The 26,519-nt window shown below is 38.9% G+C and carries 21 protein-coding genes and 2 pseudogenes; 7 read left to right on the forward strand and 16 right to left on the reverse strand.

Translation table 11 applies throughout. The features are described 5' to 3' along the window. Nucleotides 1-27 precede the first annotated feature (27 nt). From D2908_RS05590 to rsmH, 5 genes are all read right to left on the reverse strand, one after another. Nucleotides 28-2,133 (reverse strand): ATP-dependent Clp protease ATP-binding subunit, encoded by a 2,106-nt coding sequence (locus tag D2908_RS05590; RefSeq protein ID WP_117305525.1) that lies wholly within the window; start codon nt 2,131-2,133, stop codon nt 28-30. A gap of 718 nt (nt 2,134-2,851) precedes the next feature. Continuing rightward, nucleotides 2,852-3,832 (reverse strand): phospho-N-acetylmuramoyl-pentapeptide-transferase, encoded by a 981-nt coding sequence (gene mraY / locus D2908_RS05595; protein WP_117305526.1) that lies wholly within the window; start codon nt 3,830-3,832, stop codon nt 2,852-2,854. A 1-nt stretch (nt 3,833) separates the two neighbouring features. Then, a complete protein-coding gene (gene pbp2X, locus D2908_RS05600) occupies nt 3,834-6,086 on the reverse strand; it encodes a penicillin-binding protein PBP2X (RefSeq protein ID WP_117305528.1) in 2,253 nt (750 codons plus the stop codon). Nucleotides 6,087-6,089: 3 nt separating this feature from the next. Continuing rightward, nucleotides 6,090-6,407 (reverse strand): cell division protein FtsL, encoded by a 318-nt coding sequence (ftsL, locus tag D2908_RS05605; protein WP_000227824.1) that lies wholly within the window; start codon nt 6,405-6,407, stop codon nt 6,090-6,092. Nucleotides 6,408-6,416: 9 nt separating this feature from the next. Next, a complete protein-coding gene (gene rsmH, locus D2908_RS05610) occupies nt 6,417-7,367 on the reverse strand; it encodes a 16S rRNA (cytosine(1402)-N(4))-methyltransferase RsmH (protein WP_117305530.1) in 951 nt (316 codons plus the stop codon). Nucleotides 7,368-7,532: 165 nt separating this feature from the next. Between rsmH and D2908_RS05615 the strand changes: the two genes are divergently transcribed. The 6 genes from D2908_RS05615 (at nt 7,533) to D2908_RS05640 (ending at nt 15,789) form a co-directional block, all read left to right on the forward strand. Further along, the gene (locus tag D2908_RS05615; protein WP_001082470.1) at nt 7,533-7,727 is read left to right on the forward strand and encodes a helix-turn-helix transcriptional regulator; all 195 of its coding nucleotides are present in this window, start codon (nt 7,533-7,535) and stop codon (nt 7,725-7,727) included. Between the two features lie 15 nt (nt 7,728-7,742). Further along, nucleotides 7,743-8,285 (forward strand): DUF3278 domain-containing protein, encoded by a 543-nt coding sequence (locus D2908_RS05620; RefSeq protein WP_117305531.1) that lies wholly within the window; start codon nt 7,743-7,745, stop codon nt 8,283-8,285. Between the two features lie 10 nt (nt 8,286-8,295). Further along, the gene (locus tag D2908_RS05625) at nt 8,296-8,622 is read left to right on the forward strand and encodes a hypothetical protein (RefSeq protein ID WP_117305533.1); all 327 of its coding nucleotides are present in this window, start codon (nt 8,296-8,298) and stop codon (nt 8,620-8,622) included. A gap of 26 nt (nt 8,623-8,648) precedes the next feature. After that, nucleotides 8,649-9,227: a DUF3278 domain-containing protein gene (locus D2908_RS05630; protein ID WP_117305535.1), complete on the forward strand. Its 579-nt coding sequence runs from the start codon at nt 8,649-8,651 to the stop codon at nt 9,225-9,227. Continuing rightward, entirely contained in the window at nt 9,224-9,700 is a 477-nt protein-coding gene (locus D2908_RS05635; protein WP_117305537.1) for a glutathione peroxidase, read from the forward strand. Before D2908_RS05630 ends, D2908_RS05635 begins: the two co-directional genes overlap by 4 nt. A gap of 338 nt (nt 9,701-10,038) precedes the next feature. Next, nucleotides 10,039-15,789: an alpha-L-fucosidase gene (locus tag D2908_RS05640; RefSeq protein ID WP_117305539.1), complete on the forward strand. Its 5,751-nt coding sequence runs from the start codon at nt 10,039-10,041 to the stop codon at nt 15,787-15,789. 172 nt (nt 15,790-15,961) lie between these two features. On the opposite strand, the gene D2908_RS09880 is transcribed toward D2908_RS05640, so the two are convergent. From D2908_RS09880 to D2908_RS05680, 8 genes and pseudogenes are all read right to left on the reverse strand, one after another. Further along, nucleotides 15,962-16,162 carry a LysR family transcriptional regulator gene (locus D2908_RS09880; protein ID WP_133297850.1) on the reverse strand — a complete coding sequence of 67 codons (201 nt, stop codon included), beginning with the start codon at nt 16,160-16,162 and terminating at the stop codon, nt 15,962-15,964. A 6-nt stretch (nt 16,163-16,168) separates the two neighbouring features. Continuing rightward, nucleotides 16,169-16,276 (reverse strand): annotated as a pseudogene (locus tag D2908_RS05645) (LysR family transcriptional regulator); the annotation flags it as partial. 9 nt (nt 16,277-16,285) lie between these two features. Next, entirely contained in the window at nt 16,286-17,836 is a 1,551-nt protein-coding gene (locus D2908_RS05650) for a BCCT family transporter (RefSeq protein WP_276308507.1), read from the reverse strand. Nucleotides 17,837-18,005: 169 nt separating this feature from the next. Next, nucleotides 18,006-18,290 (reverse strand): annotated as a pseudogene (locus tag D2908_RS05655) (helical hairpin domain-containing protein); the annotation flags it as partial. 155 nt (nt 18,291-18,445) lie between these two features. After that, nucleotides 18,446-18,736, reverse strand: a complete 291-nt coding sequence (locus D2908_RS05665; protein ID WP_049497177.1) for a DUF5960 family protein — start codon at nt 18,734-18,736, stop codon at nt 18,446-18,448. Beyond that, nucleotides 18,726-19,091: a hypothetical protein gene (locus tag D2908_RS05670; protein WP_117305544.1), complete on the reverse strand. Its 366-nt coding sequence runs from the start codon at nt 19,089-19,091 to the stop codon at nt 18,726-18,728. The genes D2908_RS05665 and D2908_RS05670 overlap by 11 nt, the downstream gene beginning before the upstream one ends. After that, entirely contained in the window at nt 19,088-20,503 is a 1,416-nt protein-coding gene (locus D2908_RS05675; protein WP_117305546.1) for a Y-family DNA polymerase, read from the reverse strand. The genes D2908_RS05670 and D2908_RS05675 overlap by 4 nt, the downstream gene beginning before the upstream one ends. Before the next feature lie 3 nt (nt 20,504-20,506). Next, the gene (locus D2908_RS05680) at nt 20,507-21,193 is read right to left on the reverse strand and encodes an XRE family transcriptional regulator (protein WP_117305547.1); all 687 of its coding nucleotides are present in this window, start codon (nt 21,191-21,193) and stop codon (nt 20,507-20,509) included. A gap of 168 nt (nt 21,194-21,361) precedes the next feature. Here D2908_RS05680 and D2908_RS10125 point away from each other — a divergent pair, with 168 nt between their 5' ends. Next, nucleotides 21,362-21,565 (forward strand): hypothetical protein, encoded by a 204-nt coding sequence (locus tag D2908_RS10125; RefSeq protein WP_117305549.1) that lies wholly within the window; start codon nt 21,362-21,364, stop codon nt 21,563-21,565. 132 nt (nt 21,566-21,697) lie between these two features. On the opposite strand, the gene D2908_RS05690 is transcribed toward D2908_RS10125, so the two are convergent. The 3 genes from D2908_RS05690 to D2908_RS05700 form a co-directional block, all read right to left on the reverse strand. Next, nucleotides 21,698-23,170: a peptide MFS transporter gene (locus D2908_RS05690; RefSeq protein WP_165847449.1), complete on the reverse strand. Its 1,473-nt coding sequence runs from the start codon at nt 23,168-23,170 to the stop codon at nt 21,698-21,700. A 388-nt stretch (nt 23,171-23,558) separates the two neighbouring features. Continuing rightward, on the reverse strand, nt 23,559-25,772 hold the full coding sequence (locus D2908_RS05695; RefSeq protein WP_117305551.1) for a TIM-barrel domain-containing protein: 2,214 nt from the start codon (nt 25,770-25,772) through the stop codon (nt 23,559-23,561). Further along, nucleotides 25,769-26,413 (reverse strand): YesL family protein, encoded by a 645-nt coding sequence (locus tag D2908_RS05700; protein ID WP_117305552.1) that lies wholly within the window; start codon nt 26,411-26,413, stop codon nt 25,769-25,771. Before D2908_RS05700 ends, D2908_RS05695 begins: the two co-directional genes overlap by 4 nt. Between the last annotated feature and the right edge of the window lie 106 nt (nt 26,414-26,519).

A 26,519-nucleotide genomic window follows, 5' to 3' on the forward strand; every position in this document is an offset into this window, starting at 1 on the left:
TCCTTTTTTTATTTTCAAGATCTTGATTTAGGCTTTTTCACGAATGACCAAAACGCCATCTTCCATATCAGCTTCTAGGTGTTTAGCATCAAGATTATCCAAATGGAAGTCTGTGACTTTGTCACGAATTTGTTGTTCAACTACACGACGGAGTGGACGAACACCCATGACTTCATCGTAACCTTCTTCGGTCATATATTCTTTGGCTGCATCACTCACTGCTAGGTCGATTTCTTTCTTAGAAAGGGTCTTATTGACATCAATTAACATCAAATTAACAATCTTAGAAAGAGCTTCCTTGCTCAAGTGTGAGAATTCGATCACAGCATTGAAACGGTTCAAGAATTCTGGACGGAAGAATGGTTTCAAACGGTCCATGAGTTCTGGTTTGTCTGCATCTTCTGTCAAGTTGGCTTCATAACCAAACCCAGCATTTGAAGTTGCGATAATGATAGTATTCTTGAAGTTTACTGTATTTCCTTGACCATCTGTCAAACGACCATCATCCAAGACTTGGAGGAGAAGGGTAATGACTTGTGGATCCGCCTTTTCAATTTCGTCAAGAAGGATGATTGAGTAAGGATTGCGACGTACACGTTCTGTCAAGGTATTGCTGTTGTCATCGTAACCAACGTAGCCGGCAGTGGTACCAATCAATTTAGATACAGCTGTTCGGTCACTGTATTCCGACATATCCAAACGAATGATCGCATCTTTAGTACCGAACATATCAAGGGCCAATTGTTTAGCCAACTCAGTCTTACCAACTCCAGTTGGACCTACAAAGAGGAAGCTACCGATTGGGCGACTACCTTCATCAAAACCAGCACGGTTACGACGGATAGCTTTTGCTACTGCTTCAACGGCCTTATCTTGACCGATTACCTTATCTTGCAAGCGATGAGCCATATCTTTCAAACGTTCGATGTCTGATGCTCCCATTTGTGACACAGGAATACCGGTCATTCGTTCTACAGATTCAGCCACATCGTTGACACTTGCAGTCACTTTCATATCTTCTGTATGGTTTTTGATTTTCTTTTCCAATTCTGCAATGCGTGCTTTATAGTTTAGAGCTGCTTCAAAATCTTCTGCCTCAACTGCTTTTTCTTGCTTGTCTTTTTCTGCTTCAATTTCACGTTCAACAGCATGTACATCTGTCACTGGGTGTTGAGCCGCCAAGTGAGCAGCTGTCACATCGACCAAGTCGATAGCCTTATCTGGCAAACTACGTTGAGGAATATATTGAACAGAGTAATCCACTGCTGCCTTCAAGACTTCATCTGGCAAGACAACATTGTGGTGTTGTTGATAGAGGTCACGAATTCCTTGGAGGATCTTGAAGGTATCCTCTGCTGAAGGAGCATTGACCTTGACTTCATTGAAACGACGAGCAAGGGCAGCATTTTTCAAAATAGTGTTACGGTATTCATCCTGAGTAGTTGCACCAATCACTGTCAATTCACCACGAGAAAGGGCTGGTTTCAAGATGTCCGCAAGACCTTTAGAACCTTGACCATCACCTGTGCTACCTGCACCTAGGATTTGGTGGATTTCATCGAAGAAGAGGATAATATTTCCTGCTTCTTTAACTTCATTTACCAAGTTTTGAATATTTTCTTCAAAGCTACCACGATATTGAGTACCAGCTTCAAGACCTGAAATATCAATAGAGATAATTTCTTTATTCTTAATTGCTGCTGGAACATCACCATTCACAATGGCTTGCGCTAGACCTTCGACAACGGCTGTCTTACCAACACCTGCATCTCCGACTAGAACAGGATTGTTCTTGGTACGGCGTGAAAGAATTTCAGATGTTTCTTGAATTTCCTTGTTTCGTCCGATAACAGGATCCAACTTGCCCTCACGAGCTTCCGCTGTCAAGTTTCGACCCAGTTTAGCAAGGACACCATCTTGTTTGATACCTGAAGTCTGTTGTGGCATTTGTCCATCAGTTTCTGCATTTCCTGGCAATTGACCAGTTGCACGATAGTGAGCAAATTCCTCAGGTGTTACTTCACGTCCATTAATCAAGTAACGGCGATTTTCAGAACTGTATCCTCGCATACCGCCCATCAATTGGTTAAATAAATCATCCATGTTGTTAAAATTATTAAAGTTGTTGTTCATATTTGTTACCTCATTTTGTTGTTCTTCGTTATGATTACTGATATTGACTATCTTTGACCTTTGTTTTAAAAAATTTAGACTAGCTAACTCGCTACTCTACGTACTATTTCTGGTTTTTCTTTTTCAAGCAGGAGTAGACTATCTTTACTTCTGAAAACTTCTAGATTAAACATAGACCCACCTCTTTCAATTTTACTTTAAATAAGCGTTCTAGTAAGGCTTTCATTTACCCTACGTTTATAATATACTACATTAGTCAGAAAAGGTCAAGAAATTTGACTTTAATTGACCAATAATTTTTATACTCTTCGAAACTATCTTCAAAATACGTCAAATTCGGCTGAACCTAAGTATTATAGGTATATGTGACTGACTTTCACCAGTTTTATCTACGACCTCTCAGTTATGTTTTGAGTAGCCTGCGACTAGCTTCCTAGTTCGATCTTTGATTTTCCTTGATTATAAGTATTCTAGTAAGGCTTTCATTTACCTTACGTTTATAATATACTACATTGGTCAGAAAAGGTCAAGGTATTTGACTTTAATTGACCAATATTTTTTATACTCTTCGAAAATCTCTTCAAATCATGTCAGATTTACTTTATATACAACCTCAAAACAGTGTTTTGAGCTGACTTCGTCAACTTTCCTAGTTTACCTTCTGATTTTCATTGACTATTTAAACGCAAAAACACCCTGAAACATCAGGGTGCCATTCTTACATCAAATATAAAATTGCGAGGGTCAAGAGACTTGCTAGAAGCCCCACTCCCCAAAAGAAGAAGTCAACCTTCCACTCGCTCCAAGGATTTCCTTTACCAGACAATCCTCCAAGCTCAAAATGGTGATGCACAGGCGTCATACGGAAAATACGTTTGCCACCTGTCAGTTTGAAATAACCGACCTGCATCATAACCGAAGTTGTTTCGAAAACATAAACAATTCCGATAATCAAGAGAGTCCATTCTTGGTGGAGAGCCATCGAGATAGCTGCCAACATTCCACCTAGGGCCAAACTTCCAACATCTCCCATAAAGACCTTAGCTGGCTTATGGTTAAAGACGAAGAAACCAAGCAAACCACCAATCATGGCAAGAATCACTAGAAGAATATCCATCTGACCTTGCACATAGGCAATAACTCCATAAGCAGATAGACTAATCACAACGGAAATACTAGCTAGACCATCAATTCCGTCTGTCAGGTTGACTGCGTTTGAAAAACCGACTAGCCAGAAAAGAGCGAAGACAATATAGAAAATCCCTAAATGCACTTGGTAGCCAAAGACAGAAAGCATATCACCACCGCGTTCATAGAAAAGGTAGAAAATAACACCACCTAGAAGCTGAAGAGCAAATTTCTGCTTAGGATTAAGCCCCTCATTGATTTTGCGGAAGACCTTGAGGAAGTCATCTAAAAATCCGATTAAACCATAAAGAACTAAGATAAATAAAATCATACCGACATTATTACTGAGTTGGTTACTAAATAGGGCGAAAAAGAAAGCGACTAAGACAGAAGCAATTAAGAAAACCAAACCTCCCATTGTAGGAGTCCCAGCTTTTGCCTGGTGCTGTTTGACATCCTCATGCATCTGCTGGCCTGTAATTTGCGCCTTTCTATAAAATTGGATAAAGGCCGGAATTCCTACTAAAGTTAGTAAAAATGTCACAATTCCAGCACTGATGGAAATAAACATATTAGTCTCCTAAAGTTAATTTAATTTTTTTAATGTTTTTGATAGCTGTATTGGTCCGAACGTCTTGCTTCTGAACAACAGAACCTGAACCTTCAAATTCTAGCTCAATATCCAACCATTTAGCAAAGGTCTCTGCAGTCTCTTTTTTCCAACCATACATGTCTGGAATTTCTTCTACCTTATCTGATAAAAGGAGAACTTGTTGGTTTGACGCAAGATTGGTCCCTTCTTCTACAGAAGTCTCCTTAATCTTTGTTCCAGTACCAACAACGATTGGTTGCACAATATTTCGGCGTAAGGCTTCCGCCAACTCACCAGGTGAAATGTCCTTGATACTAGGCATTGCATAAGAAGATTCTGTCATCACTTGATCTAAATTCTTAGCAGGAGATTGAAGATTGAGAGATTCTTTCATAGCTGAAGCCCGCTCCAAGATTGGGTTGGCAAATTCTCCCAACTGGATACCTGAATAATGTTCAGGCTGTTGAACCGTTACATACAAGATAAAATCCGGATTTTCAGCAGGGTTCATAGCCACAACAGAGAAAATGTTGTTGGTAGAACCAACCAAGTAGCCTCCATTTTTCTCATCAGCAATTTCGGCCGTACCAGACTTGAGGGCTACATTTTGCCCAGGAACATTGACAGTTGCCTTGCCTGTACTGTGGTTATACATGGTTCCATATGTAGGGTCTGTTCCAACCATAACCATGTAGTCACGCGTGACTGATGCCGCTTCTTTCGATACAGGATTCCCGACTATTTCCTTTTGAGACTTACGGACAGACTGGTCATTTGGATCATAAAGGGCACTGATAAATTTTGGCTCCAACATAACCCCATCGTTGGCAATGGCTGTAAAAGCACGTAGCATCTGGGTCTGCGTTACAGAAATCCCCTGACCAAATGCACTCATGGCAATATTAACAATATTATCTGCAGGCAATTGACCTGAATACTCATCAGTCAGACCAAAACGCGTCGGCACCCCAAACTTAAAGCGATTGAGATAATCGAGCCAAGTCGCATCTCCCATCTTTTGCTCAAGAAGCGTCATCCCAACGTTACTTGAGTGAGCGAACCCTTGAGAGAAAGTCATCATTCTGCCACCGGTCAATCCTTCATTGACGTCCCAATCTCGGATAGTAGCATCTGCTACTTTTAACTCACTACTATTGAAAACTTCTCCTCCTGGGAAAGTGTTATTATCAATAGCAGCAGCGAGCGTCATGACCTTCATGGTTGACCCTGGCTCATAGTTACTTTGATAGAGGATATCACGCCAGACAAAATCCTTAGTCAGCCCTTCCTTAGTATCTGCATCAAAGGTCGGCCGTTGCGTTGTTGCAAGAATTTCCCCTGTTTTAGCACTAACCAAGGTTGCTGTCATATACTTGCCTTTTACTTTTTCTTGAAAGGCATTCATCTGGGTCTCCATGAAGGACTGAAGGGTGCTGGAAATAGTCGTATAAACATCCTTGCCATCTACCGTTTGTTGGGAAACCTGCTCTGTACCTGGGACGATATTTCCTACACGGTCTTTTTCATAGGTGATAATACCGTCTGTCCCAGCTAGAATGGTATGTAACGAACTCTCCAGACCAGAAGTTCCTAATAAACTCTTACTGCCGTCCTCGTTTTCATGGAGTTGGGCTAAGCCAATAAAACTAGAAGCGAATTGGCCATTTGGATAGCTTCTGTTAGGGCTAGTTGTAAAGTCTATCCCTTCCACACTAGCATCTTTTAACTCTTTTTTAATAGCCATCATATTGGCATAGGTAATCCCATTTCCTTTTGCACCAAAGGAAACCTGGGTCAGATTTGGTTGAGCCAGTTGTTCTTTTACATAAGCTTCTTCCATATCCAAATACTTATGAAAAACTTCAGCTACCTTATTAAATTGCGAATCCTCTACATAAAGAATTTTTCCAGTTGCTGACTTGTATTTTTTATCAATAACAGCATAGACGTTATAAGAAGTCGCATCCTCAGCAATCGGTACTCCGTTTCGGTCATAGATAGTCCCGCGTTTGGCAGGAACCATTCGAGTTGTTTGGTGAACCTTTTTAGCCTCTTTTACCAAGTCAGTACCAAATATATTACCTTTTGCGATAATATAAGCAAAATTGGCTAAAAAGAGGGCAAAAAGGGCAACAGCTACAAAGCTGAGGTACTTGCCAACTATCCTACGGTTTTTTGCCGGAGATTTACGATTTTTTATCGCAAATCGGGTTATTTTTTCTGTCCATTTCATATCTTACTCCGCTGTTCGGATATTTTCATTATTCAATTTCAAATCTTTTTTATCCGCAATCTCTTTCAAGCGCTCTGAACGAATCAATTCATTCACTTCCTGCTTAGCATCATCGAGCTCTGTCTTCTTTTCCTCTATCTGCGCATTGATTTTTGTCAAATCACTTTGCACTTGCAAGAGCCGTGTCTGCATAAAGATAATGCTCACTGCTAAAACGAGAGCCGTAAAAGCGATGGAAAGATAAAAAGCCTTCTCCACACGTGAGAATTTTTTTATACGATTCTGCAAGAATTGACTGGTTGTTTCTTTCTTATCTACCATTTTTTCCTCTTACTTGTGAATTTTTCTGGCCACGCGCAACTTAGCTGAGTGCGAGCGGTTATTGGCTTCTAATTCTTCTGCACTTGGCAAGATTGGCTTACGGGACACCAATTCCATCTTGGGCTTGAGATCATCTGGGATGAAAGGCAAACCTTTGGGAACTTCCACTGTTGAAGCTTCCTTGAACAATTGCTTAGTCAAGCGGTCTTCTAATGAATGAAAGGTAATGACTGAAATTCTACCATCCAAAGCCAACATATCCATAGCCTGCTGGATAGACTCATCTGCCGCTCCCAGTTCATCATTGACTTCAATTCGAATAGCCTGGAAAATCTGCTTGGCAGGATGGCCCTTTTTCTTGAGCTCCTTGGCAGGCTTAGCCGACTTGATAATCTCTGCCAACTCAGTCGTCGTCTCGATTGGCTTGACTTCACGCGCTTGTTCAATCTTACGGGCAATCTGTTTAGAAAATTTATCCTCGCCATACTTGAAGAAAATACGAACCAAGTCATGATAGTCATAGTCGTTCACCACTTCATAGGCTGTCAGACTAGCTTCCTGATTCATCCGCATGTCCAGGGGCGCATCCTTTTTATAAGAAAAACCGCGCTCACGCTGGTCCAATTGAGGACTAGACACTCCCAAGTCATAACAAATTCCATCAATTTCCTGAACACCAGCTTCGCGCAAACGTGCTTGTAAATGACGGAAATTATCCTTGATAAAAGTCACCATTCCCTTTTCAATGTAAGGAGCCAAGCGTTTTTGCGCGTTGTCAATGGCATTCTGGTCCTGGTCAAAGGCATAGAGATGGCCTTTTTCACTTAATTTGCTTAATAAATATTCGCTATGGCCCGCTCCACCCAAAGTCGCATCAACGTAGACACCGTCAGGCTTTACGTCGAGCATATCAATCGTTTCGTGGAGTAAGACCGTTACATGATGAAATTCTTTTGTCATATCCTATCTATTTTACCACAAATCCAACCAGCTTGCACTTGTCAGACAAATAGGTCAAAAAAAGTAAGATTTCTTTAAGAAATATGTCAAATATGCTTGACATTTACTCCATAGAAGAATATAATATAGTCAAATATATACGACACACATCAGAAAGGAGAACAGATGAATCGTGTGAAAGAATTTCGCAAGGAACTGGGCATTTCCCAGCTCGAACTCGCCAAGGATATCGGTGTCTCGAGACAAACCATCAATATGATTGAAAACGACAAGTACAATCCAACTCTGGAACTCTGCCTCAATCTCGCCCGCAGTCTCCAAACTGACCTCAACAGTCTCTTTTGGGAAGACGATTTTTAAAAAAGGAGCAAACATATGAAAAAAGAAACTCTCACTGAAAAACTGATCAAACGCACATACGGTATTTCTGGTCCCCTTGACGAATACAAACGGCGTGAGGCCGATCGTATTGGGAACCAAGTCTTTATCGTCCTCTTTTATCTGATGATTTTCGGAAATCTTATTCCACTCCTTCTGGCCTATAAATACCCTCAAGAAGTGGCGCTGGTCTATCCTCCTCTGATTTTAGTGATTGCCCTCATCGCTGCTGGCTATGTCACCTACCAAATGAAAAAAACAGGGATTACAACTATTGAACCAGATATGCTGAATGAGAAAGAAAGTAAGCAACTACACTACCCTGGTCTGAAAGCCGGTTTGTTCTTTGGCCTATGGATATTTTTTATAACTCCTCTTCTCGATATATTCATAGGTGACAGTCAGGACTATTTTCATTCTCTTCTCACTATAAGAAATGGTGTATCAAGCATTCTTGGTTCTATCTTCTTCGGAGCAAGCATACAGTTCCTCATCTCCCGTCGCATTGCAAAAACTAAAAAAGAGCAAGATGAGGATTAGGAGGTGCCCTATGAAATCACTAGTAACTTTACTTACCTATCATCTTTTGTTTGCTTCACTGCTCATCTTCATCATCGTTTCAGGGAACTTGCCAATCGACGAGACATTCCTCGTGCTAGTCTTTATTCTAGCACTTAACAAAGTACTGACTTATCTAAAGATTGACTCCCCAAAAACGCGCACACTTAACTTAGCACTATACTTTATGATTCTATCTTTTCCACAACTGATGCTCATATCAAGCGGTTGGAAATATTATTTACTGTTAACTATCGCTATCCTTTCTTCTATCACTTATCTTTATTATCTCTATCAATTCGTAAAAGAAAGTCAGTAAAACTGCTGATTTAGGAGGTTACTAGCATGAAAAAAGAAGACTTAACCACTCGCCTACTTCGAAATCTCTTTCACATCCAAGGCCCTTTTGATGAATGCCGACAAGAGATTATCTACAAGGCTTGTGCCCGTTCTATGGTTCAAATCGTTTATTCTTCCTTCTTCCTCTTCTTGTTTTATCTGTTATTTGGACGCTTCATAGAGGCCGTTCGCTATGCCATGCCCTACATCTATTTTGGACTCATTTTGTTCATGAGTATAAAAGCTCAAAAAGCCGTCCAAGAACTCCATCTGGAAAAAGACGACAAATCAGAAATCATCCTCAAGACCTACAGCAAAGTCCAAATCAAATTTCGAAGTTGGATTGTGTTTATCGGTATTCAGATTGGTCTCTTTACCTTACTCATCTTTCACAAAGTCTTCGTTCAGCAGATGTCCCTTTCAGATTTTGGGAAGTTACTCTTGCAATTCGATAAAAGTGGTCCTTTCCTGATGTATGGGTTGATTATCGGTAGTATCTTCGGAATCCTGACCTACGGATTTCTATCACTACAAGAGGAGAAAACTCCTAAAAATACCAAACAGAAGGAGAAAAGCAATCAATGACTTCACTTTACGATTTTTCCGTTTTGAACCAAGACAATCAAGAAACCTCACTAGATGCCTATCGTGGTAAGGTTCTCTTGGTTGTCAATACTGCTACTGGATGCGGTTTAACGCCCCAGTACCAAGGTCTCCAAGAACTCTATGATCGTTATCAAGACCAAGGTTTTGAGATTTTAGACTTCCCTTGCAATCAGTTTATGGGACAAGCACCAGGCAGCGCAGAGGAAATCAACAGTTTCTGTAGCCTACACTATCAAACCACTTTCCCACGTTTTGCAAAAATCAAGGTCAACGGCAAGGAGGCAGACCCTCTCTATGTTTGGTTAAAAGACCAAAAATCTGGCCCACTAGGAAAACGAATCGAATGGAATTTCGCTAAGTTTCTCATCGGTCGAGATGGGCAAGTCTTTGAACGCTTCTCTTCAAAAACAGACCCAAAACAAATTGAAGAGGCCATACAAAATCTACTATAATTTTTTTGAATACATTCTTTCATTTAGTTTAATTCTTGAAAGGATGTATTTTTTCTTTAAAAAGTGAAAGAATTTCTTTAAATTAGGTCTACTTTCTCTATTGCATTTTTCCTGATAATCTAGTATATTTACCATGTGTTTATAATATAGAATTATTTATGTTGTATTCGGAACAGAAGAATTAAATTTTTTCTTCAAAAATATAAGCGTTTTATATTTAAGAGATGAGGTGAAAAGAAACCAGAAACTAGAAGTTTTTTGTTGAATAAGATCGATACCAAGTAAGGCTTGGGCTCAAACAGTAGCTGACTGTCTTTTATAAAAACTAGGAGTACATTATGAATCGATACCTTTTTGAAAAAGGACAAACTTTTAGCATTAGAAAATTAACCGTTGGAGTTGCTTCAATCATGGTTGGTCTTGCTTTCTTTGCTTCTGGAACCGCACTCGCTGACGAAACAAAAATTGAAACTCCAACTTCTCAACCAAACGTGGAAAAACTCGCAGAGGTTGAGACTCCAAAACCTGAAATCAAGAATGAAAGCCCTCTAATCTCTACACCTCAAGAATTGGACGAGAAAAAGGAAGAAAATACGGCGAAATCAGTAGAAGAAACATCTGTACCAAATACTTCCACTTCCGACTTACTTCCTGAGGAAATCAATGATCAGGCTTATCCCGATACACCTGTAAAACAATTAAATACATCCGCAATTGTTGAAACGAAAGACAGTCCTCAAGTTGCAACTAAGAGCATTTTGAAAAAAAAGGAAGAAACTAAAAAAGAAGTTAGAAATGAAAATCGTGCCATCATTAATGGCGGTGAAGATCTTAAACACATCAACTATGATGGTCAACCCGCTACTGCTGCTAGTATGATTTACACTACATATAATGGAGACTCTCAACGCTATATCGTTTCAGGCTCTGGTATTTTTGTTGCACCTAATTTAATTCTTACAGTTGCTCATAATTTCTTAGAAGAAAACAAGGAAACTAGAGAAGGACAGATTCGCGGTGGAAATTCCGCACAATTCTACTATAATGTTGGATCAAATAGCGAAAAGAAAAACTCTCTCCCATCTTCTGGAACAACTGTTTTATTCGAAGAAAAAGATATCCATTTCTGGAATAAAAAAGACTTCGGACAAGGATACAAGAATGATCTTGCTTTAGTAACAACTCCTGTCCCTCTTCCAATTGCCAGTCCAAATAAATCTGCAACCTTTGCACCTTTAGCTAATCATAAAACCTATCAGCCCGGAGAAGCTATTAGTACGATTGGGTATCCGACAGATTCTAGCTCAAAAGAACTCAAACAACCAATAGTAGCTGGTCAACTTTATAAAGCGGATGGTACTATTCGCTCTGTTGAATCCTATAATGAGCAAGGAGCTACTGGAATCACCTACCAAACTACTTCTGTATCTGGTTTATCTGGAGGCGGTATTTTGGATAGCCAAGGAAAAGTTATCGGTATTCACCAACACGGAACAGTTGACAATGGAGTCCCTGAAAAAGACCGATTTGGTGGTGGACTCGTTCTTTCACCTGAGCAACTTAAATGGGTTAAAGATATGATTGCCCAATATGGGATCAAGGGCTGGTACCAAGGAGATAATGGAAATCGTTATTATTTCACTAATGAAGGTCATATGCTTCGTAATGAAAAAGCTGTAATTGGTAACAATGAATATTCTTTCAATGAAGATGGAGTTGCTACTTTAACTAAAGGGGTAGAGTACGGTAGCGTTCTTGTCCAACACAAAGATGAGGAAGGTAATCTTGTCAAAGAAAACGACAAATTTATTGAATCAACAACGATTGACTCCCCATTTACTTACAATTTCAAAAAAGAAATTGAAAAAACTGATTTCTATGAGAAAAATAAAGAAAAATACGAAATCGTATCAATTGATGGTGTCAAAGTCAACAAACAACTAAAAGATACCTGGACTGAAGACCACAGTGTTGTAAGCAAAGTTCCTGCTGGTACACGTGTCATCAAGGTGGTTTATAAAGTGAATAAAGGTTCTTTCGAAATCCACTATCGCTTGAAAGGATCCGAAAAAGATCTAACAGAAGTAACTGCGGACAACAATAATGGAATGGAATACGATGTTTCTTTTGTCAACACTTTCCATGCAAAAGAAATCGCTGGCTACCGTCCAGTTAAGACAACATTGGAATCAAGCATTCAGCACAAAGGAGTAAATTCGGTCGTATTTGAATATGAATCAATCTCTGATAACTCCAATCCAACTACAAATGATTCGCCCGTCACCCATCCAGAAGATAAAGAAACCGAAATCGGTAACTACGGCCCTCTCCCAAGCAAAGCACAATTAGACTATCATAAAGAAGAATTAGCTGCTTTCATCCACTACGGAATGAATACCTACACTGACTCTGAGTGGGGACACGGGAATGAAGATCCAGGATACTTTGATCCAACGAACTTAGACACCGATCAATGGATTCGTACTCTTAAAGAAACTGGCTTCAAACGCACCATTATGGTAGCGAAACACCACGACGGTTTCGTTATTTACCCATCTAAATATACAAATCATACCGTAGCTGCTAGCCCTTGGAAAGATGGTAAGGGAGACCTTTTAGAAGAAGTTTCAAAATCAGCCACTAAATACGATATGAATATGGGGGTTTATCTATCTCCATGGGATGTTAATAGTCCTAAATACAAGGTTGATACAGAAAAAGAATACAACGAATATTATCTCAACCAACTAAAAGAAATTCTTGGAAATCCAAAATACGGAAACAAAGGTAAATTCATTGAAGTTTGGATGGATGGTGCGCGTGGTAGCGGTGCCCAGAAAGTAACCTACACCTTTGACGAATGGTTCAAATACATTAAGGAAGCTGAAGGAGATATCGCTATCTTCTCTTCACAACCAACAAGTATTCGTTGGATCGGAAATGAACGTGGTATCGCAGGTGACCCTGTATGGCACAAAGTTAAAAAAGCAAACATCACAGAAGATGTAAAAAATGAATACCTCAACCATGGAGACCCTGATGGCGATATGTACTCTGTAGGTGAAGCTGATGTTTCGATCCGTTCTGGTTGGTTCTATCATGATAACCAACAACCAAAGTCACTCAAAGACTTGATGGATATCTACTTCAAATCTGTAGGTCGTGGAACCCCGCTTCTACTCAATATTCCACCAAATAGAGAGGGTAAATTTGCAGATGCCGACGTAGCTCGCTTGAAAGAATTCAAGGCGACCCTAGACCAAATGTATGCAACTGATTTCGCCAAAGGAGCGACTGTCACAGCAAGTTCTACTCGTCAAAACCACTTATATAAAGCAAGTAACCTTACAGACGGCAAAGACGATACCAGCTGGGCTCTCTCAAACGATGCTACAACTGGTAGCTTCACAGTAGATTTAGGTCAAAAGAGACGCTTTGATGTCGTTGAATTTAAAGAGGATATCGCTAAGGGACAACGTATTTCTGGATTTAAGATTGAAGTTGAAATCAACGGTCGCTGGGTCACTTATGGAGAAGGTGCAACAGTTGGCTACCGGCGCTTAGTCCAAGGAAAACCTATCGAAGCACAAAAAATCCGTGTTACTATCACAGGAGCACAGGCTACCCCTATCTTAAATAACTTCTCAGTCTATAAGACACCAAGTAATATCGAAAAGACTGACGGTTATCCTCTTGGACTAGAATACCACTCAAACACAACAGCAAATACAGCTGAAACAACTTGGAATAATGAATCTGAGGGTATTCGTGGCACTTCTATGTGGACGAATCAGAAAGATGCTAAAGCAACCTATCATTTCACAGGAACTAAAGCATATGTAGTCTCGACAGTGGACCCAGGACACGGAGAAATGTCCGTGTATGTTGACGGACAAAAGGTTGCTGATGTACAGACTAAAAACAGTACTCGCAAACGTAGCCAAAAAGTCTTTGAAACAGGTGATTTGGAACCAGGAGAACATACTATTACTCTCGTTAATAAAACAGGTGAACCAATAGCTACAGAAGGAATCTATTCCTTAAATAATGATAGTAGAGGTATGTTTGAACTAGAGTCTGCTAGCTACGACATCGAAAAAGGAAAACCAGTCACTGTTAAGATTAAACGTGTAGGTGGAAGCAAAGGGTTAGCCACTGTTCGCTTTATCACTGAACCTGGAACAGGGGTTCACGGGAAAGTCTACCAAGACACTACAAAGGATGTCACATTTAATGATGGGGAAACAGAAAAAATAGTTACTGTCCCAACTATCGACTTCAAAGAACAAGAAGATGCAATCTTCGATTTCAAAGCTAAACTCACTTCTGTATCTGATGGAGCCTTACTCGGCTTCACTACTGACTCTACTATTCAAGTAATGAATGCTGAGTTACTCAAGAAAGACCAGACTAGTTATGATGACCAAGTTAGCCAATTGGATTATAGCCCTGGATGGAAGCATGAAACAAATTCCCCAGATAAGTACAAACAAACTGAGTCTTGGGCTTCATTTAATCATTTAACAGATGATCAAAAGACTACGACAGCTGTAACAGCTTACTTTTACGGTACAGGACTAGAAATCAAAGGTTTTGTCGATCCAGGTCATGGTATCTATAAAGTATTGCTTGATGGTAAGGAAGTCCAATACCAAGATGGAATGGGTAATTCGTCAATTGTGAATGGTAAAAAATACTTTAGTGGACATGCTGTTGAACGCCAAGGCGATCAAACTTTGGTCAGCTTAAAAGGACTTGATGAAAATTTACATGCAGTAACCTTACAACTTGATTCTAACCATAACGATACAACACAAAATATTGGTATCCAAGTTGACCGATTCATCACTTTTGGAGACGGTAGAGAACTATATAGCAAAGAAGATATTATTCGCTCTCTCTCTAAATGGAAAGACGACTTATCTAACTTTGATCCAAGTGGTTTGAAAAATACAGCAACTGCACGCCAAGCATTTAAGTCTAACCTTAATAGACTTACTAGACAGCTAAATTCTGATGTTGTAAATGTACAAGATGTGATGTTAACAGTCACTACCTTACAAGATATTCTTAGCAAGGATGAAAATTACCAAAAACCTGGTGATGATCCAACTTCAGATCAACCTGATCAACCTGAACAACCTGATCAACCTGTAGAACCTAAACAACCTGAAAAACCAATTTCTACCTCAACTCCTGAAGAAGGAGTCAAGGATCTTGTCTTCCAACTCCCAAGTTTAGAAATTGTTAAAAAGGTAGTACCATTCAAGACTATTCATCGTGAAAATCCACAATTAGAGAAAGGGAAAGAACAAGTTCTAGCAGAAGGGAAAGAGGGAGCTATAATCGAGTATATCGAAGTTGATGATAGCAAACGTAAGGTAGTTCAAACTGAATCAACTCCAGCTCTAGACCGAGTGATTGAAGTTGGAACTAAACAAAGCTCTGTAGGAACAGATACTCCACCAGTTGTGACTCTCCCTGAGTACCTTCTACCAAAAGAGCCTGAAAAACCAATTACTTCTTCAAGTCCTGAAGAAGGAGTCAAGGACCTTATCTTCCAACTTCCAAGTTTAGAAATTGTTAAAAGAACAATTCCATTTAATACTATCCGTCGTGAAAATCCAAACTTAGATAAAGGTAAAGAGAAAGTTCTAGCAGAAGGGAAAGACGGCCTGCTAATTGAGTATGTCGAAGTAGATGGCGGCAATCGTAAGGTAGTTCAAACTGAATCAACTCCAGCTCTAGACCGAGTGATTGAAGTTGGAACTAAACAAAGCTCTGTAGGAACAGATACTCCACCAGTTGTGACTCTTCCTGAGACTGAGCTACCAAGAAAAGCAGAAAAACCTTCTCCTGCTGTTGTGACAGAAGATTCAGCAACAAAAACTGAAAAAGTAGCTCCTATCGTTATAACAGAGGATTCACCAGCAAAAGGTGAAAAAGCCCCTGTTACCACTACTGTTAAACAAGACAAGGAAAAGCAACTCCCAGAAACTGGAGAGCAAGAAGCAAATGCCTTCTTATTCTTGGCTACTATTACTTCAGTATTGTCTCTACTCATCTTCCAAAAGAATTTCAAAGACTAATTAAAATCTTTACTTCATTCTTTTCAATGATTCTAGTTCTCCCAAAGAGAAGACCAGCCGGTCTTCTCTTTTTCTATATATAAATCAAAAAACATCCATAAATTTCTATGGATGTCTTAGTATATATAAAACAGAATGATTCTGGCCGCCGCGTTACTAGTTTATTATTTATTTAGAATAACTCTGCTGGATAATAAACTTTAATCCGCTTTAAAAATTCTTGCGCCACAAGAGAAAGATAGCGACTTTCCTTCCAGACCAATATCGTCTCAGAGTAGAGAGAAGGCTCCATAGGTACAAAAGTTACCTCAGCATCGATTCTGTTTTTGACAGCCCCCTCAATACAGACTAGAGCCCCAAGTTCCTGCTCCAAATCCTATAACTGACGACTGAGTGTCGGCTGAGTAATCATCAGCTTCTCAGCTGCCTTGGAGATACTCCCCTCCTCAGCAATAGTAATAAAATAACGAAGCATTCTCAACTCTATGCCATCCTCTTAATTTTCCTCATAAGATTTAAACGGTTGATTCTTCTCAGGATATCGATCTGGTGTAATGGCGAGTCCCATTTGCTCTTTTTCGTGATATAACTCTTTCATAAGCGACCACATCATCAACACTAGTACTATGGAAAATGGCAAAGCGACAATAATGAGCGTGTTTTGTAAAGCTGTCAATCCACCAGAAAACATGAGTGCAATAGCAATCAAGGCCAGCATGACACCCCAAATCACCTTTTTACGATTACTTGGTTTTAGATTGCCATCTTCAGACAACATGGCCAAAACATAGGTGGCAGAATCCGCCGAGGTCACAAAGAAGGTTAAAACTAAAATAATTGCCAAGAGTGAAAGGACACTTCCCAGAGGATATTCATTAAAAGAGGCAAAAAGAATTTCTTCTGTGGTAAAACGTATCAAATCAACCCCCGAATCTTGTAGTGAAGTAGATAAGGTACCAAAAGCAGAAAACCAGATAAAACTAAGGACTGTTGGTGTCAAAAGCACTACTGTCAAAAATTCGCGAATAGTCCGACCTTTTGAGATACGGGCAATAAAGACGCCCACAAAAGGTGACCAGGAAATCCACCATGCCCAGTAAAAAATGGTCCATTGGTTAATCCAATCCCGCTTGGTCTCATCAAAAGCCGCCGCCCGAAAACTCATACGGAAGAAGTTTTGAAAATAAAGGCCGATAGAGTCTGTCATGGTGTCAAATATCTTAACCGTTGGCCCCAAAACTATAACTCCAGCAAGCAAGACAACAGCTAAAATCAAGTTTGTATTAGATAGGATTTTAACACCCTTTCCTAAACCTGATAAGGCAGAAATAAGAAAAAGAATTGTCGCAATGATGATAATGATGACTTGCACAAGACTATTATTAGGAATACCAAAGACATAGGAGAGACCACCATTGATTTGTGAGGCACCAAAGCCGAGCGTTGTCGCTACTCCGATCACTGTCGCAATAATGGTGATGGTATCGATAATGGTTGCTATTGGTCCGTCCGCATATTTTCCAAAAAGAGGCTTAAAGACGACTGAGAGCTGATATTTCTCCCGTTTACGAAAGCCAAAATAAGCCAAAGACAATCCCACCAGGGCATAGACCGCCCAAGCATGAAATCCCCAGTGAAAAAAAGTAAAACGAAAAGCATCTGCGAGAGCATCCGCACTGCCTATTTCTGCATTGGGCGTCGAGATAGCAAAGTGACTCAAAGGCTCTGCTGCCCCATAGAAGACCAGACCAATCCCCATTCCAGCAGAAAACATCATGGCAATCCATGACGTCGTCGAATGCTCTGGTCGACTCGTGGGATTACCCAAACGAATCTGCCCTATCGGACTTACAATTAAAAAGACACAAAAAATTAAAATCCCCGTAACCAATAACAAGTAAAACCAGCCAACACCAGTTGTTAAGAGATTTTTTAAGTAAGAACTAATATTTTGAAATTGCTGGGGAACAAAGAGCCCTAACAAGACTAAAATAAATATGATGACGAGTGAAAGCTGAAAAACTTTTGTTATTTTAGAACGCTTCACCATTTTACCTCCTTATGTGTTCTTAGTTATAGAAAGTTTTTGAGAAAACTTAAAATTCTATATAATTTTATTATAACACAAAACCTTTTAGATATAGTTTGTATAAGCGGATGACAATTTCTTTTTTGTTCTCTCGGTACAAATAGCAATAATTTTGTAATATCAAAGCTCATCTAGTATTTTTTGTTTTACTCAAGTACCTTTTATTTAATATCTTCACTAATTCCTCCAACTCCCTCACCGCATTTTCGTATTCTTCGATTTTATTGTCTAGCTGATTCTGTAACCATTTAATCTCAGATTCAATCTGTCCAATCGTTATGTCCTGCGATAAATTCATTTTAGAACATTCATACTTAGCTAGTCTCTTGATATCTTGATTCTCACTTTGTAAGTTTACAACGACCTCTGCCATCTTGTTTAAAGTGGCAGTATTTTCTTGCAGATTTGTCAAATTGCCAGCTGGCCAAAACTTTCCAGTTTTGACAGCTAACGTTAAGATAACTTGGTGGCTTCGTCCCCAAACCCTCAATATAAATCTAAATTACAAAAAGTATAACAAATATTTTTTGATAAAATTATCACAGAAAAAAGAGCCCTATTGGACTCTTACAAACTAAAACAATGTCTCTGATATTCATACTGTCTAATGCCACTACTGTCTTTGTTCATCTTGATAGAAAAAACAAAATAATGGTCACGACCGTCTAAAGATTTGTTTTTGTTCAGTTTAAAATAATGTTTTTGAGACATAGCCATTGTGCGTAAAATATCATCAGTGATAAATGTTAATGGTATATCTAGAGCGGAATACTTGTAAAAATCTGATTCAAACCGTAAATAAGAATCAGAAAAATAATCTAGCTGCAATTTATCATCATATAATTCTTTACGATTCATGTAATTCCTCACCTTCTATCTGGATATCGAGTATATCTTCCCTTCTTAAACGAAGAAAACTAGTTTCTGACTTAATAGATATAAACTCTTTCCCAATCTCTTTAATAGTACCTGAGACTACTTTTCTTTGATTAGAAAACTTAAAAACAAACGTTGCAGGAAATGCATTCGTATAAAGCTGCCGAACAAGTAAAACTTTCTCTTCCATTGAGAGAGAAATGGACATATCTTCTCTATTTTTTTCTTCACTAAGCGAACTGCTGTGTTCTGAAAGGTAAAATCCCATCCATTTCTGCATCCCTGGATCTTGATAATCTCGCGCAGATTGAAAGGGTAAATAAGAACGATCAATCATTGTAATCCATCTAATCCCCCAGCAGAATGTCCCCCAATCAGCTTGCTTCTGGCAAGGCTCCTAGAGGCTTCTTCCAGTGCATTGGCCTTTAGGAGAGAAGTGAAACCAAATTGTTCCCGAATGGAGTCGATAGCCGTCTGGAGCCTTTCTTCTTTTTCTAACTTGTCAACATCATCAAAGAGGGAGATCAAACCAAAGGACTCGTCCACAAATCCTGAATAGTTGACTCCGACCCTTCTGACCGCCCCAGAGGTGTATTTATTATGAAATAGCTTCAAAACATAATTCGTTAAGACTGCAGTATTATTGGTCGGCTCGACCTTCATTTGTGTGTGAATAGACGGTCTGACCTCCTGTTTAGAGAAACCGACATAGATAGAGACAAGGCTTGTTTTCTTACCCGCCCTTCTCAGTCTAATAGCCACCTGCTCCGCCATTTCTCGGAGAATAATTTCAATATCCCGTAGCTTCACGTAGTCTCTCGGCAAGATTTGAGAATTCCCCAAGCCCTTGGATTTGGCTTTATAGGGCTTATGAACATTGCTCTCATCAATCCCGTTAGCATGAAACCACAAACGCAGACCAGCCTGACCCAGAGCTTTCTTTAGCTGGTCGGGATTGCTGGTTGCCAACTCCTTGATAGAATAAATCCTCAAAGCATGCAAGCGTTTCTCCATTTGCCTGCCAATTCCCCAAAAATCCGTCATCTTAGCGATGGCCCAGACCTTCTCTTCCACATCCTGGTAAGACCAGTTGGCCCTCATGCTCGGAGTGTGCTTGGCTTCATTATCCAGAGCCAACTTGGCCAGTAAGGGATTGGCATTGGACATACCTACTGTTGAGTAAATTCCTGTCTGCCTCCAAATATCCCTCTGAATACGAGCAGATAGCAAATCCAGCTTGTCTTTGCGAGAAATCTGTCTGTCTGGGACGAAATAATTGAGCGAACTAGTCAGGTCAATAAAGCCCTCATCAATCGAGTAAGGATAAATATCATCTGGACTGCCATAATTCTGAAAGATTCGCTGAATTTCCATATTGACTGCGATGTACTCGCCCATCCGAGGTGGCACAATTAAAGTGACTTGAGCCCATTCTTCGATGTAGCGAACATAGTCCGAGTCGGTAGGTAACCCTTGCTTTCTGGCATTATAGTAGGAAAATTTTCGTGTTTTGATATCAAAAGGCAGATCATAGGCCCGACCAACATTTGACTTGCCAAAAATCTTCTTAAACAGCGGAGAAGAGGCTAGGATAAGACCAGTTGAATTATCCGCGCGACTCATGACACAAAGCGAGGTTTTCAGCGGATGCAAGCCCCTTTTCACGCACTCAACACTGGCATAAAAGGATTTCATATCGACAAAGGCAATGTCACTTTTAGGCTCTCTGGAATAATCAAAGTAGCCCATTGGCTAGCCCTCCATCGGCACAAAGTTCCCAACGATAATCCCCACAATCCGAGGATCTTCCTCATAGGAGATGAAAATATCCTTGTATTTAGGATTGATAGAGACCAGACGCAAGCCATCTTCCTCCCTATAGACCCGCTTGATATAGGTCTGGTTGTTACAAACCACTGCATAAACCGCCCCGTCATAGTCAAATCCTGTCTCTCGAATCAGAGCTACTGAACCATTTTGGTATTTAGGTTCCATGGAGTCTCCAGATACCCATGATGCAAAATCATGAGCCAACTCCTCATTAAAGTAAACCGTATCAAAATTCCGATCATCGTAGACTGAAGCTCCAATCCCTGCTGACATGCGTTCGTAGACACGGTACTCGTAGAGACGCTCTGGCATAGCTGTCGCTTTCTGAGCTTGTTCCTCTTTAGCCAGGTTGCGAGCATAGAGAACAACCTTCTCCTTCCCTTGTTTGGAGAGGCTATGGTAGAGACGGACAATCTCAATCTGAGTGAAATAGCCTTTTGCGACTTTTAAAATGTTTTCTAGCTGGGCTACCTTCTCCTTGGATGGTTCCTTGATTCCACGTTCCCAAGCTGAGTAAGCTTGGAAGCTAATCCCAAGTTGCTCTGCAATTTCCTTCTGTGTTAATTTTAACTCTTTCCTACGAGCCTTGAGTTTTTCTGGCTGATACATACTTCACCTCCTATTGTAATGCTTTAATGGAGAATATCTCACTTAGAAAGACTAATCTTTAGTTGCGTCACTTTATAAAACTCAACCAATTTGGTTTAATTTTATTATATAAAAAATGTAGACAAATGTCTACTAGGAAAATCAAAAACATCGTGAGTTTTATACTCAATGAAAATCAAAGAGCAAACTAGGAAACTAGGCGCAGGTTGCTCAAAACGCTGTTTTGAGGTTGTAGATAAGACTGACGAAGTTAGCTCAAAATACCGTTTTGAGGTTGCAAATAGAACTGACGAAGTCAGCTCAAAGCACTGCTTTGAGGTTGTAGATAAGACTGACAAAGTCAGTCACATATATACGGCAAGGCGACGTTGACGCGGTGTGAAGAGATTTTCGAAGAGTATTAATCAAACTAAAAGGACCTAGCCCTGTACCATACAGAACTAAATCCTTTGAATAAATAATTGATCTAACTTTTAGAATCCCTACAGAAATTCCAGTTTTTCTCTATTTGATACCAGACATTAGTTTTTCAATACGTGGAACGTAGAAGAGTAAGATAATACCGAATACAATTGTAATCCCTCCAACAATTCCATAGTAAGCAACTTCAGTTTCGCTTGTATAAAATTTTACAATTTGAGCATTGATGGCTTGGGCAGCAGCATTACTCAAGAACCAGATAGACATCATTTGTGCTTGGAAGGATTTTGGTGCTAGCTTATTAGTGACTGATAGACCAATCGGCGAAATCAACATTTCCCCCACAATCACAATAGCCCAACTCATAATCAACCAGAAAGGACTGACCTTAACATCTGTCCCAAAGAGCATCCCTGGTAACATCATCCACAAGAAGGATAAACCTGCCACAAATAAACCGTAAGCAAATTTCTTAGCAGAGGATGGTTGCTTTTTATCCATTTTCCCCCATAACCATGCAAAAATCGGTACATAAATCATAATGAAAAGTGGATTGATACTTTGGAAAAAGCTAGATGGGAAATGAATCTGATTCCCAAATACATCAAAGTAAAGTCGAGTTTGATCATCCGCAAATAGAGCGAGAACAACAGACCCCTGCTCCTCAATAGACCAGAAGAGTACTCCAGCGATAAATAAAGGAATGTAGGCAAATACTCGGGATCTCTCAGTGGCAGTTATTTTCTGACTAGATAAAATCTTGAAGAAATAGTAGATTGGAATGATTACCGCAATCACTGTAAAGATATTAACAATCATATCCACGTTAAACTGGTGAGTAAAGACTAAACCTATAACCACAAGAATAACCATAACAAGTGTAAGCAGCAAGCGTTTAACCAAGGTCTGCTGCTCCTTCTGTGAAAGGGGATCAGTGGGGTAAAGACTTGATTCAGGCAGATATTTCTTCCCATCTAAAACATACTTCACCAGACCAAAGAACATCCCAATGGCAGCTAGTGAGAAACCTAGGTGGAAATTGACTTCCTGACCTAGATAACCCACTAGATAAGGGGCAACGAAGGCACCTAAGTTAATCCCAAAGACAAAGATACTAAAACCTGCATCCCGTCTATCATCCTCTTTCTCATAAATTCCCCCAACCATATCTGAGATATTGGGTTTTAAAAATCCAGTTCCAAAGATAATCAAGGCAATAGAGAAATAGAGAGCCGCTTGTCCAAAAGGTGTTGCCAAAGCAATATGCCCTAGCATAATCAGAATCCCACCGTAAAAGACAGTCTTACGGCTTCCTAAAATACGGTCGCTGACAAATCCACCGACAACCGAGGACAAAAATACCAGCGAACCATAAATCGCCATAACCGATGCAGCTGTGGTCTTCTCCATCCCCAATCCACCATCTTGCACACTATAGTACATATAGTAAAGTAGGATAGCTCGCATCCCATAGTAAGAAAAGCGTTCCCACATTTCTGTAAAGAAGAGGGTGGACAAGCCCATAGGATGTCCAAAAAATGTTTTCTGTTTCTCCATATATATTCTCCTTTAACGATATAACAATTCATTTTACAGGATTTTCAAATAAATGTCAAACAAATCCTATTTGTTTTAGAAAATTTTCTGACAAAACCACGCGTCTCATACTTAATTCCATCATAAAATCCATTTCAGACTAACTTCCACTTCGGTCAGGCAAGCGAAAGTTGCTTTGAGCAATCACCTTTAAAAATTTGCTTTTGTTTAGTTTAAAATAGTTTTTCAAACTTTAAAACATACTTATCTTCTTCAGTAAACAAAAACACCCCTATACCAAGCTTGTAGCTAGTGCAATACAAGCCAATAAGCATAGAGATGTAAAACTATTACGCATTAAAACATGATTAGTTATTAAAGAATAACAATTGTGTACGAAATGTCTTAATTAGTTTTCGCTAGTAAATATCATTTCCAACAAACGCCCTCTCAATTCCTTATCCTGATGATGCAAGATATTCATTAACTCATGAGAATTTTTCGCATTGATGAATTGATTTAACAATCTATCTTTTAATTCATATGGAAGAGAAGCCGTCTTTAGTAGTCTAAAAACTTCGTCATTTAGAGATGGCATTTTATTATCTTTGCATTCAAATCTAGCTGTATCACTCTTATTTGCCAATTCAATTATAGACACATTCGTTCCTTTAAAATGAATTCTATGCCTTCTATTACTTGGAACGATACTAGAATCTCCTTGTAATGCTAACTCCACCATTCCCATTTCCCAATCAATCGATAATCTTGTTTTATATCTTTGACCATTTTGATCTTCAATCATTTCAAAAGAATGTTGTTTGCCTGGGAATACATACCAATCTATAACCTCAGGTAAGTCAACACCCATATCTATCTCAGAACCAATCAAGGGAATGATTGCACCACTTTTTGCAAACACAGGTATAGTCGAAATATCCCTATAAACACTTAACTTCACACCACCTGTATATTTTTTCTCTGAAAAGAAGTCATACCATTCACCTTCAGGGAACCATACATCCACTTTTGCAGATTGGAATGTCAAATCCATCTTTTCTACAATGGGAGCCACCATCAGTTCTGTTCCAAAAAAGTATTGATTTGGAATATTATAGCTCTCATCATTCTCTGGGTAGAAATAATACATTGGACTAATTAATGGGGCACCTTCTTCATGTGTCTTTACATTCATGGTATATAGATATGGAATCATCTGATGTCTCAAACGAAGGTATTTCTTCATAATCTTAGATGTTGTTTCTGAAAAAAACCAAGGTTCTTTGCTATTAAAGGGACTTCTAGAACTATGTAATCGAGTTATCGGACTAAAAACACCAAACTGTAGCCATCTAGTTTGTAACTCTTCGTCATAATCCCCCAGCATGTGTCCACCGATATCATGACTCCACCAACTATAACCGATATTAGATGCTGTCGCTGTAAAATAAGGTTGAAATCTTAAGGAATCCCAACTAATAATGGTATCTCCTGAAAAACCAACAGGGTAGCGGTGACTACCAGGTCCTGCATATCTTGATAAAATCAAACCACCTTCTGAATGTTTACAGCTATCCTGATAGTGATAATGGTTTAAAAGCCATAGTGGATCCAACATACCTTGTGTCCCTTGTTGCCAGTCAATCCACCAAAAATCTACTCCCTGCTTTTCTAGCTCATAATGAACATCTTTAAAGTAAGCTTCCCTAAAAGAGGGATTAAAAAAATCAAAAATAGCAGGTTCTTCTAGTTCTACATTTAACCCTAATCGTTTGGCGACTCGAGGATAAGCTTCTTCATAAGCCCGTATACCATCAGCAGGATGGACATTTAAAGAGAGTTTTAACTTCCTATCATGAAGTTCTTGCAATAACTGTTCTGGATTAGGTATTAAGTTTTTATTCCAACTATATCCTGTCCAGCCACTTCCAAAACGAGATGGAATGTCAGCTATATGCCAATCCATATCTAAAACACCGATAGATAATGGAATTTTCTCTGTTTTAAATCTGTCTATTAAATTCAAGTATTCATCCGACGTATAAGGCCAATACCTACTCCACCAATTACCTAAAGCATATCTTGGTAACAAAGGTGTTGAGCCAGTCAAATGGTAAAAGTCTCTGATTGCTCCTCTATAATCATGCCCATAAGCAAAGAAATACAGGTCAATTTGATTTTCTCTCTCAATATAACCAGACTGTTCATCCCAAATAAATCCTTGAGAATCCTCCAATAAGGCAATACCACTTCGACTAATAATTCCATCTTCTAATGGGATTGCTCCATCTGCCTCATCCAGAGTTCGAGCTGTTCCTTTTAACGTTTCAATAGATTCACCAAAATACCAGCGACTACCATATACAGCAAAATTTCCTTTTAATTCTATAAATAAATTTTCGGCGTTAAATTCTCCTTTATTAAAATGTAAATGAAAATAGTCCGTCATAATATCTAGTACGTTTGATGTCTCGATATAATCTAACGAAACTTGGCCAAAATCTCTATTATAGATAAGTTGTGTCGTTCTATCCTCAAAATTTCCAGTTTGAGAGTATTCTAACCTTACTAACTTATCTGTTAATACAGAGATTCGATAAAACTCTCCCTTAAAAATTTTCAATTTATTTTCCTCCTTTTAGTAAATTTCTTTACCTTATCAAACATTTTATTTGTTATCGTTACATTCATCAATCCGTAAAAAGCAAAGCCCCCAAATGTAAATACATAAATAGCTGTTAAAACTCGTTCTGGACTACTAAAACTCATATACAGTACAGAAATATTAAATAAAACCAACATGATAGCTTGTATTGGATTTAAAATACAAATTAATACGCTATTTACAATACTATTTTTTAGATTATCTTTAAATAGACCAATATAGGGAAAAACAACACTCATAAAAAGTATTATAACAAATAAAAAGGGCAACACTAACAATAAACTATACTCTGAAAGTAAACTTGAATAGCCCCAAAGACAATAGTTCACATATAAAAGTAATTCTATTAGGAGGATAAACAACCAAATAAAAGTTGATTGTTTAAAATTTTGTCTAAAGATCCGAAAATAATGATAAGCAATATCGGTATCTTTACCTTTTAAAATACGATACCACATTGTCGTAAGAGAAGTTAGTGATGCCCCAATTGTAACTATTGGAATACAACTAACAATAAATAGAGTATTTAAAATAATTAAATCTGTCAAAAAAGTTAAAATTCTAACCATTTTTCCATCTAATGAAAATAATTTTTGCATAATAGATATCTCCATAAAATCGATTGCCTTAACTCTATATTTTATAATGTCAGTTGTACAAAAATATTACCTAAATTATTTAAAAAACATTTCCAAATTTCTTTAA

It is taken from the genome of Streptococcus sp. LQJ-218 (genome assembly GCF_003428885.1).
Classification (GTDB): Bacteria; Bacillota; Bacilli; order Lactobacillales; family Streptococcaceae; genus Streptococcus.

Coding starts and splice junctions, on each gene's coding strand:
- D2908_RS05590 (WP_117305525.1), bottom strand. CDS start 2,133: ATGAACAACAACTTTAATAATTTTAACAACATGGATGATTTATTTAAC.
- mraY (WP_117305526.1), bottom strand. CDS start 3,832: ATGTTTATTTCCATCAGTGCTGGAATTGTGACATTTTTACTAACTTTA.
- pbp2X (WP_117305528.1), bottom strand. CDS start 6,086: ATGAAATGGACAGAAAAAATAACCCGATTTGCGATAAAAAATCGTAAA.
- ftsL (WP_000227824.1), bottom strand. CDS start 6,407: ATGGTAGATAAGAAAGAAACAACCAGTCAATTCTTGCAGAATCGTATA.
- rsmH (WP_117305530.1), bottom strand. CDS start 7,367: ATGACAAAAGAATTTCATCATGTAACGGTCTTACTCCACGAAACGATT.
- D2908_RS05615 (WP_001082470.1), top strand. CDS start 7,533: ATGAATCGTGTGAAAGAATTTCGCAAGGAACTGGGCATTTCCCAGCTC.
- D2908_RS05620 (WP_117305531.1), top strand. CDS start 7,743: ATGAAAAAAGAAACTCTCACTGAAAAACTGATCAAACGCACATACGGT.
- D2908_RS05625 (WP_117305533.1), top strand. CDS start 8,296: ATGAAATCACTAGTAACTTTACTTACCTATCATCTTTTGTTTGCTTCA.
- D2908_RS05630 (WP_117305535.1), top strand. CDS start 8,649: ATGAAAAAAGAAGACTTAACCACTCGCCTACTTCGAAATCTCTTTCAC.
- D2908_RS05635 (WP_117305537.1), top strand. CDS start 9,224: ATGACTTCACTTTACGATTTTTCCGTTTTGAACCAAGACAATCAAGAA.
- D2908_RS05640 (WP_117305539.1), top strand. CDS start 10,039: ATGAATCGATACCTTTTTGAAAAAGGACAAACTTTTAGCATTAGAAAA.
- D2908_RS05665 (WP_049497177.1), bottom strand. CDS start 18,736: ATGAATCGTAAAGAATTATATGATGATAAATTGCAGCTAGATTATTTT.
- D2908_RS05670 (WP_117305544.1), bottom strand. CDS start 19,091: ATGATTGATCGTTCTTATTTACCCTTTCAATCTGCGCGAGATTATCAA.
- D2908_RS05675 (WP_117305546.1), bottom strand. CDS start 20,503: ATGGGCTACTTTGATTATTCCAGAGAGCCTAAAAGTGACATTGCCTTT.
- D2908_RS05680 (WP_117305547.1), bottom strand. CDS start 21,193: ATGTATCAGCCAGAAAAACTCAAGGCTCGTAGGAAAGAGTTAAAATTA.
- D2908_RS10125 (WP_117305549.1), top strand. CDS start 21,362: ATGAAAATCAAAGAGCAAACTAGGAAACTAGGCGCAGGTTGCTCAAAA.
- D2908_RS05690 (WP_165847449.1), bottom strand. CDS start 23,170: ATGGAGAAACAGAAAACATTTTTTGGACATCCTATGGGCTTGTCCACC.
- D2908_RS05700 (WP_117305552.1), bottom strand. CDS start 26,413: ATGCAAAAATTATTTTCATTAGATGGAAAAATGGTTAGAATTTTAACT.